Annotated in this window: 10 protein-coding genes; 2 read left to right on the plus strand and 8 right to left on the minus strand. The window is 60.5% G+C overall.

All coding sequences use genetic code 11. The features are described from left to right. Window positions 1-13: 13 nt before the first annotated feature. From QA637_RS21540 to QA637_RS21560, 5 genes are all read right to left on the minus strand, one after another. On the minus strand, window positions 14-469 hold the full coding sequence (locus QA637_RS21540; RefSeq protein WP_283066802.1) for a carbohydrate ABC transporter permease: 456 nt from the start codon (window positions 467-469) through the stop codon (window positions 14-16). After that, window positions 466-1,482 (minus strand): aldo/keto reductase, encoded by a 1,017-nt coding sequence (locus QA637_RS21545; protein ID WP_283066803.1) that lies wholly within the window; start codon window positions 1,480-1,482, stop codon window positions 466-468. Before QA637_RS21545 ends, QA637_RS21540 begins: the two co-directional genes overlap by 4 nt. A gap of 68 nt (window positions 1,483-1,550) precedes the next feature. Next, the gene (locus QA637_RS21550) at window positions 1,551-1,712 is read right to left on the minus strand and encodes a hypothetical protein (protein WP_283066804.1); all 162 of its coding nucleotides are present in this window, start codon (window positions 1,710-1,712) and stop codon (window positions 1,551-1,553) included. Between the two features lie 489 nt (window positions 1,713-2,201). After that, entirely contained in the window at window positions 2,202-2,867 is a 666-nt protein-coding gene (locus QA637_RS21555) for a DUF1684 domain-containing protein (RefSeq protein ID WP_283066805.1), read from the minus strand. Between the two features lie 510 nt (window positions 2,868-3,377). Beyond that, window positions 3,378-4,961: an integrase catalytic domain-containing protein gene (locus QA637_RS21560; protein ID WP_283066807.1), complete on the minus strand. Its 1,584-nt coding sequence runs from the start codon at window positions 4,959-4,961 to the stop codon at window positions 3,378-3,380. A gap of 397 nt (window positions 4,962-5,358) precedes the next feature. Here QA637_RS21560 and QA637_RS21565 point away from each other — a divergent pair, with 397 nt between their 5' ends. After that, window positions 5,359-6,201 carry an SDR family NAD(P)-dependent oxidoreductase gene (locus tag QA637_RS21565; protein ID WP_283066809.1) on the plus strand — a complete coding sequence of 281 codons (843 nt, stop codon included), beginning with the start codon at window positions 5,359-5,361 and terminating at the stop codon, window positions 6,199-6,201. 424 nt (window positions 6,202-6,625) lie between these two features. On the opposite strand, the gene QA637_RS21570 is transcribed toward QA637_RS21565, so the two are convergent. Both QA637_RS21570 and QA637_RS21575 read right to left on the minus strand, forming a co-directional pair. Further along, entirely contained in the window at window positions 6,626-8,038 is a 1,413-nt protein-coding gene (locus QA637_RS21570) for a hypothetical protein (protein ID WP_283066811.1), read from the minus strand. Between the two features lie 572 nt (window positions 8,039-8,610). Continuing rightward, window positions 8,611-9,261, minus strand: coding sequence for a pyridoxamine 5'-phosphate oxidase family protein (locus QA637_RS21575; protein WP_283066813.1), 651 nt, complete (start codon window positions 9,259-9,261; stop codon window positions 8,611-8,613). Between the two features lie 726 nt (window positions 9,262-9,987). On the opposite strand from QA637_RS21575, the gene QA637_RS21580 reads away from it, so the two are divergent. Beyond that, on the plus strand, window positions 9,988-11,025 hold the full coding sequence (locus QA637_RS21580) for an IS110 family RNA-guided transposase (protein ID WP_153439716.1): 1,038 nt from the start codon (window positions 9,988-9,990) through the stop codon (window positions 11,023-11,025). 376 nt (window positions 11,026-11,401) lie between these two features. Here the strand turns inward: QA637_RS21580 and QA637_RS21585 are convergent, their stop codons facing one another. Further along, window positions 11,402-12,640, minus strand: coding sequence for a PDDEXK nuclease domain-containing protein (locus tag QA637_RS21585; protein WP_283066815.1), 1,239 nt, complete (start codon window positions 12,638-12,640; stop codon window positions 11,402-11,404). Between the last annotated feature and the right edge of the window lie 6 nt (window positions 12,641-12,646).

The following is a 12,646-nucleotide window of genomic DNA, read 5'->3' on the forward strand; positions in this document are numbered from 1 at the left end:
ATCAGAGTACCGTTCAGCAGTCCTCCGGCGGCGCGAGAATGAGCTTCCAGGCGACGCCGATCATCACCGGCGGCGTCATCAGCGGCAGCAGCACAAGGCTCATCAGGAAGCGTCCCGCCTTCAGGAGAGAGGCGAACAGAAGCGCGATCAGGAAGCCGAGAGCGAGCTGTATGAGCGACGTCGAAAGCGCATAGCCGACGCTTCTCCCGATCGCCGAGAGAAACAGTGGATCGTGCAAGGTCGTCGCGAAATTCTTGATGCCAATAAAGCCGCGGAACGGCTTTCCAAGCGTGCTTTTGCTGAAGGCGAGCGCGACCAGAAATATGGTCGGGTAAATCGTCGTCACGCTGAGCGCAAGGATGAGCGGCGCGATCCACAACGCACGGCCGAGCCGCGCGGGAAGGATGCTCCGGCGTGCCGGGTGGCGGGTTTCGCCAAGCCGCAGGTCGTCGGCGGCGAATGCGGTCATGCTGCCTCCGCGAGGCCGGGACGTGTCGGCCCGCTGCCGGCCTGAGTCGCGAGAAGCATGTCTTCGATGTCGTCGAGGTCGCGAGGCGAGAGGGCGATCGTGGCGGCATCGATCCAACCTTCGATGTGCCCCGGCTTGCGTGCCCCGATGATGGCTCCGGTAATGCCCGGCCAGGCGAGAACCCAGGCCGCCGCGACGGCCGCAACGGTCGTGCCGTGCCGCGCGGCAACGGGTTTCAGTCCCTCTGCGAAGGCAAGATTGCGGTACAGGGCCTCCCCTCCAAACTCCTCGTCGCGCGATCGCCAGTCGTTCTCCGGCAGCGCCCGAGCGCGCGCCGGCGTGAAGGCGCCCGTGAGCAGACCTGACTGCAGCGGACTGTAGGCAATGACACCGCCGCCATGCGCCCGCACCCAGGCGAGGTCTTCCTCCGCGAATCCGCGCTTGATAGCCGAGAAGGGTGGCTGGACCACGTCTACGGGGGCAACTGTCGCTGCTCGCTGCAACAGGTCCCGGTCATGGTTCGAAAGCCCGATGGCTCTGACCTTGCCCCCCGCCTTGAGGTCGGCAAACGTGGCCCAGTATTCCTCGATCGGGGTGCCGTCATTGGCCGGCCAGTGCATCTGGTAGAGGTCGATCACCTCGACATCAAGGCGCCGCGGCGAATCTTCCACCTCGCGACGCAAGGACTTTGCATCACCGATACGGGCGGGAAGGGCGTTGCGGTTTTCTTCGTCCCAGACAAGACCGGCCTTGGTGAACACCAGTGGACGTTCGGATCTGGGGATCGTCGAGAGTGCCTCCCGCACGATCTCCTCGGAATGGCCGAGACCGTAGACCGGGGCCGTGTCGATCCAGTTGATGCCGCGCGCAACCGCATGCCGGATGGCCGCGATCGACTGGGCATCGTCCTGCTTCCCCCAGCCCCAACCCCAATCGGAGCCGCCGATAGCCCAGGCTCCAAGGCCAACGGGTGTGCGGCCGAGCCTGCGCTTCGGCAAGGAATGTCCGCTCATGGTTTCTCGCCTCGTTGAAGAAAATGGCGGGGGCGCCGCCGGGAGGAATAATTGCGCCCCGCGCGCGATCAGCCGTTGACTTCGATGATCTCGGTCCAGGCCCGATGTGTATCGGCGATCGCCTGCTCGGCGCTCTTGGTACCGGCGAGCGCCAGCGCCAATTCGTCGGTCAGCGCGTTTTCGAGCTTCGGCGCATAGACGGCCGTCGGCCAGGCAAGGCTGTTCTCCAAGGCGCCGTCGTCGAGCAGCGGCTGCACCAGCGGTTGGAAGGTTTTGAACTTCTCGGATCATCCGGGATCGGTAGCGTTCGCGCGGGCATCAGGCGTCCGTGAGTGCTCACAGACTGGCTGTCGAGAGCGGGCAGCAACTGACCGAAGCCCGCAAAATTCAGTCTGCTAGGACTGCTGCTGGGCTATGTCGTGGCGTTCATTCTGCTTGCCGTCGATGGCGGCAATGGGTCGAGACGCGTCGATCGGAGCTTCAGAGGGTAAGGTCTGGAAGTGGTGCAAACCTGCAGCTCGGCGGCATGTATGCATGTCCGCTTCTGGGATACCACCGTGCTCTGCTCAGTGTCCGACTTGGAGGCGCATTTTTGCCGTCTCTGTCATAGCGGTATTATTCGAAACGGCAATACGCGCATGGCCAAGGTGCGAGGCAAACAGCGCTAACGAAGAACGGAATCCGCCCAAATAATTGGAAACGGAGGAAGCAGGCACGACTTATCGTTTCGAGACAGGTAGCCGTTCTCCGGCTCTCACCGCGCCTTTCAGTCGATTGCCCGATGGCGCTAATGGACAGACATAGCGGGAAGAATAGGCGCACGAAGGAAAATAGGAGAAGTTGAAATCGAGCACCAGTGCGCCGTCTGGACGGACAACTCCGAGATCCGCTCCCTTGATGGTGTCGAGGAGATATCGGCCACCACCATACGTCTCGGTCCCTGAGGTCGCGTCGACAAACGGCAGGAACACGCCACCGCCGTAGCCCTCAATCCAGTAAAGGGTTAATTCGCCACCCAATCTGGCCTCCAGCCCCGTTGTACGGGAGAACGCATGCATCGACAGGTCACCATCCACTCCTGTTGCGACGGTTATCCGTTCCGGCGTTACCGGGACAAGCTGTACCGTCAAGCGCAACGAGGGATCATAAGAAAATGTCGTCGGCCCTTCGAACGTCTTGCGGTCCGCCGATTCAATTGGCGACTGAGGATGGTCGCGAAACAGGGTCGAACGGGTGTCGCACCAAAGCCCCCAGGCAGCAACCACGTCCGGGCTAGAACGTACCTCGTAGTAGAGATTTGCGATCTTCTCGCGCCATTCCCACAGTTGTTGAGTCTCGTTCAAATCATTTCCTCTCATGTCGGAAATTACGCCGGTCTCACTCATCAAAACGCTCGCCCGATCATCGCGGCGCAACTTTAATCAATCACGCACTGATCCGAAAGGTGCGGTCTAAACACCGCTTACGAACGGCTTATCTGACCGATGAATGAACCACGCGCCTCCGCATCGGCTCACGCCTTATGGGTCTAGCGGCCGGGCAATGCGTAGATACCAGCCAGACAGGTAGCAAAGCAGGGGGCGGCTTCCCAATATGCTCGATGCGGCGATCACTCTGTCCCGGAGTGAGGGTGGTGGACGGCTCAAGACTAAACAGGCTTTGTAGACGCTGACGTGAATAAATTCATGCCCGCTATTCCTGAGTGCCCCGGCTCATCCGGTAATGTTCAGCCATGAGAAACGTGACGTAACTGCGGATTAAGTTGCAGTAGAGGCGTCCTTCAGCGGAAAATGAACGGCAGTCGCCCGAGTGTCAAAAACGGAGGCCGACGCGCATAGGCATTTAGCCCAGTGCGGTGTGTCGGGCGAAATGAAAAACTGACCCCCCCTATTGCCTCACCCAAGCATGTTACTGAAGTTGAGAGTACCGAGAGGGCCCGTATCTCCACCCGCCGCGGCGGGTGGAGATACGGGCGCGCACTCCATCCAGTCGCCATTGAGTATGACCTGCTCGGCTATTTCCATGCGCCAAGCCTTGACTGCCATCTGCACCGTCCGCAGGCTTTTCTCCGTGAAGCGTGACGGATCGGCGCTCATCAGACGCTGCAGGACCGAGGCTGCCGAGAGCGCCGGATGCGCCTCAAGCCACGCCCGAATCTGGGGCTCGAATGGCTCCAGCATGCTCGGCCTTTTCGGGTAAGGCTTGGTCCGTCGATATGGCCGCCGATGTGTCGGTCGTTTCTCTCCGGCCTGCCAGGCCGTCTTCAGGCTCGCGGTGAATCGCTGGAGATCGATGGCGACCGGTTCTTCGGGCCGCGCATTCGAGCCACGGCGATCGACCCGCTTTCCGAGCTCCTCCTGGGCGGCACGGATCCCGGCAAACAACGTCACCGGATCTTCCCTTTCCAGCATCGCCTGCAGCCGCTCCTTGTCGGCCTCGGCCACACCGGAATGGGCCAGTACCCGCGCGATGGGCGGCACGGGCGGATGGTAGCGTTTGACGACGCGGGCGCCGATCCTTGTCTTCTCTCGCAGCTTGAACGAAGGCTGGAACAGATTGCCGTACAGACGCACCACCTCGTAGAGTCGCGCAAGGGCAACCGTCGCCTCCGCGCCGACAAGCCTTCCGTAACCGACCAGCCGTCGCACGATTGCGCCGTTCTTCTGCTCGACCCAAGCCTGATCGTTCTTTCGATACGCGCGCGAACGGGTCACCTCCAATCCCTGACTTAGGCACCAGCAGACCACAAGTTCGTTCATGAAGGCGCTATCGTTGTCGAAGTCCACGCCCAGCAGCGGGAATGGGAACAGCGAGCGAGCCTGTTTGAGAGCAGCGATAACGAGACTGCTTTCGCGAGTGCGCACTGGCACGCACTCGGTCCAGCCCGTAGCGATATCGGTCAGCACCATCGTCTGCACGAAACTACCGGACGAAGAGGTACCCGAATGAGCCACGAAGTCGACCTCGACATAACCGGGCAGCGGATCGTTCCAGTCCCCGAAGGTGCGCACCGGGACCGATCGGCGAACCGCAGAACTCATTCCAGCGCGCCGACGCCGGCCACCGCGAGCCACCACACGTACCTCTGACAGCAGCCGGTCCATCGTCGCCGGACTGACCGTCAGTAGTTTATCGCGAAGCGCGGCGCTAAGGTCGAGCCGGCCGTGGCGCTCAAGGGCTGGCAGTAAAATGGGGATCAGCGGCTTCAGACGTTTCGAGCAGAGACGATCGGACGCTTCCCATAGAGCTACCAGCGCTTCCCGAACCTCGGAACCATACTGGACAGCATATTGTCGCGCGCAAGGCGGGCCGGTCTCCCTAGGGCGGAGCACTCGGATCGCATGTTTGCGGTGATATCCGGTAACCGCGACGAACTCATCGAGGATTCTTTGCTTGTCCGCCCGACAGCTCGATCGATATCGCTCGATGATCGCCTCAACCAGTTCCGTCCGTGTCGCCATGCTGATCCGCCGTGCCATCCATCCCCCGAGCCGGGACAGCGAACCATGACCGTCCCATCGGGAGCATCAACACTATCGGTAACATTTTGCTTGAGGCAATGCGGTCAATTCCTCGATTCGCTTGACACGGTGTGCGGTGCGCCGCGCGCGGACACAGTTCAGAAGCGCGGCATCTGGTCGAAACCTGCAGCTCGGCGGCATGTATGCATGTCCGCTTCTGGGATACCACCGTGCTCTGCTCAGTGTCCGACTTGGGGGCGCGAAGCTGCCAAGATCTCCCATCGGCCCTAATCGGGCAGCGAGATTGTATTTGACTGCTCCCCAAGGTTTCATGCGGCAAGCATCCGTTTTCTGCCTGCAGCAAAATTCCGATGTCCCCTGCCTGCAACAGCCATCGTATGGGAGGCTAGCCAGTATGAAAGATGTCGTCGCGTTGGTTACGGGCGCAAGCCGCGGTGTCGGCCGCGGGATTGCGCTGTCGCTGCTCGCCGAGGGAGCCACGGTCCACGTTACCGGCAGGTCCCGTTCCGATGCGGAAGCAAGCCTGGGAGGTAAGCGCGCGGGATCGCTGGAGGGGCTTGCGCTTGAGGCTGCGGCATTACCCGGACGACTGGTCGTTCATCATTGCGACCACAGCAACGACGCCGAAACCGAGCGCGTGGCTGAAGAGATCAGGGCCGCCAACAGGCTGGACATTCTGGTGAACAATGCATGGCCCGGCTATGAAAACATGGTCGAGGATGGCGATTTTACTTGGCCGCGCCCTTTCTGGGAGCAGCCCGTCTGGCGGTGGGACGCAATGATCGGCACCGCGCTGAGGGCGGCTTTCATGATGTCGCGCGCAGTGGCGCCGACGATGATCTCGACGCAGCGCGGTCTGATCGTCAATATTTCGTTCTGGGCAGCTCAATTCTACGACGGCAACGCGATCTACGGCATGGCCAAAGCCGCCGCCGACAAGATGGCCGCGGACTTCGCACATGAACTGCGTCCACATAAAGTCGCCGCCGTCGCACTCTATCCCGGGCTGGTACGCACCGAAGCCGTCATGCAGAACGCCGAATATTTCGACTTGTCCAACTCCGAATCCCCGAGGTTCATCGGCCATGTCATCGCCGGACTTTGGCGGGACCCTGCGCTGATGTCGAAATCCGGGCGTGTCCTGGTCGCGGCAGAGCTGGCTCGGGAGTATGACATTGCCGACGTCGACGGCTACAGACCTGTTCCCCTCAGCGCGGCGGACTTTGTGAAAAGCTGAATTCGTGTCGGTCTTTTCAACGACCCGGTTAGTCGGCTGATCTTTCAAACAGTTCGTGGAAAACCTTGGCGCTCCGCCGAGGCGATCTTGCACGTCAATTTTCTCCTGGCTCCGTCTGCCGTGGCATGGAGCCACGCTCTTTGGAGACGTGATGCCGCTTGCAAGACGATGTCTGCTTTCAGGCAGGCGCGTGCCGGCCTCTATGACCGAAGTGGGGGCGTTTCCGGACGAAGTCCGACGACGGATGAAGCAGACGGCGAATGCCTTCAGCCCCGGTCCTTGCGGGCGATGCATTCGCATCGACATCTGAAATAACGGCGTCCGGAGTGCCTACTCAGCGTGCCAAAGGGGGCGGCCAAATCGAAGGGCCGGCGGCTCCTCGTGTTGCCCCGTTCAAGTCAGCACCACCTACTCTGCGCAGATGTCAGGGCGGCGTAATCGTTTGATGACGTTCGTCGAGATATCGCTCAAGCCATGTATAGCCGGCATACGTGCCCGATGGGACGATATTGTTTCGATCGGCTGCATTGGTCGTGCTGAGACCGTTTGCCTGCTCAAAGCTGTTCGGCATTCCGTCGTTGTCGCTATCGGTCGGCGGTGACCCCCCGGTGATCACGGGGAAAGAGGCCGATGTCGTATAAATCGGGTTGCTGGCAGGGGCCGTCGACACATTGCTGACAAAGCCGATCCACCTCGCGTCCAGGCTATCGCGGGGAAAGGCCCCGACTTGTTGCGTCAGGTGACTCTTGAGCGTCGCCGTGCTGTTGGCCGGGGCACTCAGCGCTCCGATGGGAGCAGCCCTGCTTGTTTCGGTGCACGGCGCCACCGGGCTGATCTGCGTCAGTCGGCACTGGGGGATGGCCGGCGAACCCAGGAGCACGTTGTCGTTGCCGGTACCCGTCCCAACCGGCGCATACCACCTGTTCGTGGCAGCCGTCTCGTTGCTTTGGTTGACGAGCGCGATCGGGCCCGTCGATTTCGGACCGCGCTCCATGATGTTGGCTGCGACATTCGCGCAGGTGCCGACGTTGTTCGCGTCAGGGTGATCGTCGACAACCATGATGCCGAACTCGCCCGGGTTCGAGATCAAGTTATTGATGACGTCATGCACCCGTTCGTTCGCGGTGCCGCATCCCACCGATTTCAACGCCGGATTGCGCCACCGATGCGCGCTGATGATATTGCGCCAGAGAGTGGTCTTGCCGCAGTCTCCCCGGTGCTGATCTGAGCAGATGAGGGGACCATAATCATGATGTGAGGGGGAAAGCGGGTAGGCGAACAGGCTGTATGCGATCGTGATGTTCTTACCGCTCTGAAACGAGTACATTGCTTGGTCGGAACCGTACCCGACCGACATGTGGTCGAGGTAGATGTTCTGCGGATCCACTGTGCCTGCCTTCTCGATGCCGATTCCGCTCCGACTGCCCCGTGTGCTCGCCCATGCGGCCTCGTTCCCCGGGCGCACGCGCAGGTGCCTCAGAAACACGTTGCTGGCCAGGATGCGAATGGGGGTCTTCGCGGCAGTCGCAGCGATGCCGGACTTCAGGCGGATCTGGATGCCGCCCGGGCTTGTCTGACCCGCCACCGTCAGGGCGCCACTGCTTACAACGATCGGAGACGCAAGCTGGATCGTTCCGCTCACCCTGAACACGCAGGTGCGGGCCCCGGTCGCCTGCATGCAGGCCCGAAGACTGCCCGTCCCGCTGTCTGCCGTGTTCGTAACAATGAAGACGGCGCCGCCGCGCCCGCCGCTCGTGGCCCTGCCGGCGCCCGAAGCGCCCGGAAACGTGTCGAGCGCTTGTGCGGACTGCACAGTCGCAAGGAAAAACGCGATCAACGACGCAGCACCGCGAAACGACCTCATCGTTGCACCCTCGATCGTCTAACTGCCGTTTACGCCTTAGGTGTTACAACCGAGAGGCCGTAGGGTGCTCATTGCACAGGTTGCAGTCAAGGATTAGGAGCGTCGCCCAAACGAGTTACCGCGCGTGAACCGGCCAGCGCATGCCGTGGTGTTGATACGCGGGTTAGGACGTAGAGATCAAACAGAATGGATGGTTTCGGGTCGCGGGCGCTGCAAGCACGAAGAGCGATACCGCAGCAATGCGCCAATCGGCGCCGGAATGGGCGACCGCAACGATGGCAGCAGACATCACTTGGAGAAAGACGCCAATCAACAATAGCCGCGGTCGAAATTGGATCCGCGACAGTGCGTAAGCAGCGAGCGCGCCGGCTGTGACAGCCAGTGCCGTAGAAATGGCGGCGACGATGAGAGAGTTGCCCTACTGTCTTGCCGCTGCCCAACGCGAACAGGAACTGGTCGGCGCCGCCGGTGAAGGTGGCATCGCCGTACAACTGATCGCTTCCCGTGCCACCAACAAGAAGCTATCGGCTGACCGCAGAACGCCCTTAGTAGAGTGTCCTTCGATAGTCTTCCTCCAGTCCTTCGTCCATCTTTCGCATTTCATCCCTGTCCGTGGGGGCCCCTGTAGTCTCATCCAGAATCATCTTTATGAGCGAGGGCATCTCGGTGCGGTCCTGGAAATGATCTGCGCTCCACAAACGGGAGCGCCGGAATGCCTTGGCGCAGTGCATGAACACTTCGCTCACGCTTACGATGATAGCAAGTTTTGGGATGCGACCAGCGACCCCCATGCTCTTCAGGAGTTCAGGGTCACGAGTCAGAGTGGCTCGCCCGTTTACGCGCAATGTGTCCTCGAAACCGGGAATTACGAACAGCAGTCCGACGTTCGGGTTGGCGATTATGTTGCTTAGGGTATCAAGACGATTATTGCCGGGCCGATCGGGGATCGCGAGGGTAAGCTCATCAAGAATCTTCACGAAGCCAGGAGGATCGCCACGAGGACTGACATCGGCGTTTCCATCCAGATGCTGGGAACCTATGCACAAGAACGGCGAGCGCCTGATAAACTCTCGCGCATGCTCACCAAGCGAATTCTGACACTTCAGTATAGCCAGGGAGTGTGTCGGTTCGAACAGCCCCCGAAGTGACCGTTCATCCTCGATCGCGAAATCGGGATTGAGCTGAAATGCCGCCATGATCCACCTCCCAGGCTGCTCCCATTTGTATCTTAGTCATTATCCGCGCACCTCAGACCTTCACTGTCCGCTTCCTCTATGCGAATATGAGGTACGTACATCAAGCTTGGTACCTTAGTTTGATTGCAGGATCAATGTAGTTTGTAGGCCTTCTTGGCGATAAGGTGCGGTGGTTTATAACGACGACCTCGGATGGCGAAGCTTCCGCGTTTGCATATCGCTTCTCGGGTGACTGCGATAACGACGCGTGAAGAAGCTACTAAGGTCCGCTTCTGGCGCATGTGTGCCGCTGAACTCGACACCTAGAAAGACCGCATAGGGCTCAACCGAGCCATTCCCGGTCCTCGTCCCCTACGGCCGCAAGGGGTCGAAACGCGTCGATCGCAGCTTCCGAGGTAGGTCTGGAAGTGGCGCAAACCTGCAGCTCGGCGGCATCTATGCATGTCCGCTTCTGGGATACCAACGTGCTCTGCACAGTGTGTGACTTGAGGGCGCAATGCTGCCGTTCACAGACTTAAGCGTGGACGTCGCCTTAGGGGGTGGACGGAATTGTGCTCCCACAAGCCCGGCACGGCGGGTTGCTGCGATGTTCACCTTTTGGGCCGATAAGATGGTGTAACGGGCCGACCCGGGCCGGCAGGTTTGAAGGGCCGGTGGTCGTCCCTCACAATGATGGTGTCGCGGAGTCAGGAGTGGCCTGCTCCATAGCAGCACGGAGAGACGACCATGAAAGAGTATGCCGGCATAGACGTATCCCTGGAATACTCAAGTGTGTGCGTGGTGGATGCGGATGGCCGCATTGTGCGGGAAGCAAAGATCCTCAGCGAGCCCGCTGCGCTGATCGCCTGGTTCGGCGCGCACGGCGTTGCGATGGAGCGAATTGGTCTGGAGGCCGGGCCCTTGTCGCAGTGGCTCCATGCCGGGATGGTGAAAGCCGGTCTCTCGGTCGAGCTGATCGAGACGCGCCACGTGCGTGCAGCCTTCAAGACAATGCCGGTAAAGACCGACAAGAAGGACGCTCGGGGCATTGCGCAGTTGATGCGGCTTGGCTGGTTCAGGCCGGTCCACTGCAAATCTCTTGCGGCCCAGGAGGTGCGTGCGCTGCTGACCGCCCGCAAGCTCATTCAAGGCAAGCTTCACGACATCGAGATGAGCATCCGGGGCATCCTGCGCGGCTTCGGCCTCAAGGTCGGGCCGACGACGCGGCGCACTTACGCGGGGCGCATCCGCGAGCTGATTGCAGGCCATTCGACCTTGGAAGCGATCGCCGCTTCGCTGCTGAAGGTGCGCGACGCGCTTGTGCATGAGTTTGCAGGGCTTGAGCGCCAGCTGCGCGCCATCGCCCGCCAGGATAACAACGCACAGCGGTTGATGACGACGCCAGGCGTTGGTGTCCTGGTGGCGCTGACGTTTGTGGCGGCCGTCGATGCGCCGGAGCGCTTCCGCTCATCACGCGCGGTGGGGCCGCACTTCGGATTGACGCCGAAGAAATATCAATCGGGCGAGACCGATCATAGCGGTCGCATCTCGAAGATCGGCGATGGGAGCGTGCGCACCGCGCTCTACGAGGCGGCCAACGTCATCCTGACGCGACCGGTCAAAGGTTCCGATCTGAAGCGCTGGGCGTTGGCGGTCGCCAAACGGGCCGGTCCCAGAAAGGCGCGCGTGGCGCTGGCCCGCAAGCTCGCGGTGGTGTTGCATTGCCTGCTCAGGGACAGAACCAACTTCATTGCTCATAAGGGAGCGCCAGCCGTGGCGGCTTGATCGGAGGAGACGACAAGACAGGCTTTCGGACGGGCACAGCCATCAGCCCGCCGCAGCAAGGTCCCTTCGCCGGGACGATGGATGGGTTAGGCCGCTATGCGATCAGCAGCACCCGGTGACTGCGCTTCTAAGATTGGCCAACCGGTCCTCAGCAGACCCCATAGAGCAGCGGCAAAGCTCCGACTGCGGACAGAAGCAAGCACTCGGCGAGGGATCAAGCGCACAAGGGATTGACGCAACGCCCGTTGCAGAAGATCGCATAATGTATCAACAGGAACGCCCGGTCGAAACGGGCGAGGGGCAGGAAGCAGTCCTTCGGAGCCGTTTCATTTACCCTGCGTGGCTGTCGGAATCTGCTGGGTGCAGATGTTCTGTATCACGATGATCGTCTATCGCGGATCGCCCGGAGCTCCGCGAGGAATGCCGTTGCAATTTCGGTTGCCTCAGACGCATCCGCGGATTCGACATCCAAACCGTGCGCAGCGCGGTTCATGGTCTGTAGAGCATTCCGGAACCGATCTGCGCTTTGGTGGGCCAAACCGAGTCGCTGCAGTTCCGTTAGCATCGGTCCGAGAGCCAGCGGACGCTCGGATTCGGTCTGATCGGCCATCAGTAGTCGGATTTCACGCTCAACCTCTATGCGTAGCTTCACGAGCGCCATCAACGGGAATTCCCGCGCAAACTCCGCCTCTGTCGGTAGCTCTGTCTGCAATGGCTCGGGGAGGGCGGCAGAGAGCCTATATTCCGCAACGCCCATCGGCTTTGTGGAGTCTCGAAGCGCGTATTCGACGATCACTTCATTCTTTCCTTTGCACAGAATGATGCCGATGCTCGGGGCGTCTGACTCGTGTCGAAGTTGGGCATCGACCGCGGAAAGATAGAAGTTCATCTTCCCAGCGAACTCCGGCTTAAAGTCCTCGATCTTCAGCTCTACGACGACGAAACAGCGCAGCCGCAAATGATAGAATAGAAGATCCAGATAATAGTCCTGCCCACCAACCTCGAGATGATGCTGGCTGCCGACGAATGCGAAGCCTTTACCGAGCTCAAGAATGAGAGAGCGTAGGCGCTCAAGTAGTCCTTGCTCAAGTTCGCGCTCGGACATTGCCGGACCGAGGGCAAGAAAATCGAAGCTGTAAGGATCTTTGATTAACTCCTGCGCCAGATCGGATTGCGGTGCAGGTAGTGTCCGGGCGAAATTGGTGAGTGCCTTGCCCTGCCGCTGGTAGAGGCCGCTTTCGATCTGATGTACGAGAACATTGCGGCTCCACCCATGTTCTACCGCTTGCCGAGCATACCAGAGCCGCTCTTCGGAGCTTTTCAACGCCTCGATGAGCTTGACGTTATGGCCCCAGGGCAATTGTGCAACAAGTTGTTGCACGATTTGTTCATCCGGAAACGCCTCAGCAAAGGCGCGCATATATTTGAGGTTCCGCGGCGAAAGCCCCGTCATCTCGGGAAAATCGCGCCGAAGATCCGTGGCGAGCCGATCGATGACGCGCGTGCCCCATCCTTCATGCCGTCCGTGGAGATGGGACAGGGGATCTACACTTCGGTAGCTATGCTCTTGGCCGAAGAATTGGAAGTCACCCTGGATCAGGTGGAGCTGGAGCATGCGCCT

This window comes from Sinorhizobium terangae, from assembly GCF_029714365.1.
Lineage (GTDB): Bacteria > Pseudomonadota > Alphaproteobacteria > Rhizobiales > Rhizobiaceae > Sinorhizobium > Sinorhizobium terangae.

What these genes read in the sequence shown, in the direction of transcription:
- QA637_RS21540 (WP_283066802.1), bottom strand. Translation starts at nt 469, where the DNA reads ATGACCGCATTCGCCGCCGACGACCTGCGGCTTGGCGAAACCCGCCAC.
- QA637_RS21545 (WP_283066803.1), bottom strand. Translation starts at nt 1,482, where the DNA reads ATGAGCGGACATTCCTTGCCGAAGCGCAGGCTCGGCCGCACACCCGTT.
- QA637_RS21555 (WP_283066805.1), bottom strand. Translation starts at nt 2,867, where the DNA reads ATGAGTGAGACCGGCGTAATTTCCGACATGAGAGGAAATGATTTGAAC.
- QA637_RS21560 (WP_283066807.1), bottom strand. Translation starts at nt 4,961, where the DNA reads ATGGCACGGCGGATCAGCATGGCGACACGGACGGAACTGGTTGAGGCG.
- QA637_RS21565 (WP_283066809.1), top strand. Translation starts at nt 5,359, where the DNA reads ATGAAAGATGTCGTCGCGTTGGTTACGGGCGCAAGCCGCGGTGTCGGC.
- QA637_RS21575 (WP_283066813.1), bottom strand. Translation starts at nt 9,261, where the DNA reads ATGGCGGCATTTCAGCTCAATCCCGATTTCGCGATCGAGGATGAACGG.
- QA637_RS21580 (WP_153439716.1), top strand. Translation starts at nt 9,988, where the DNA reads ATGAAAGAGTATGCCGGCATAGACGTATCCCTGGAATACTCAAGTGTG.
- QA637_RS21585 (WP_283066815.1), bottom strand. Translation starts at nt 12,640, where the DNA reads ATGCTCCAGCTCCACCTGATCCAGGGTGACTTCCAATTCTTCGGCCAA.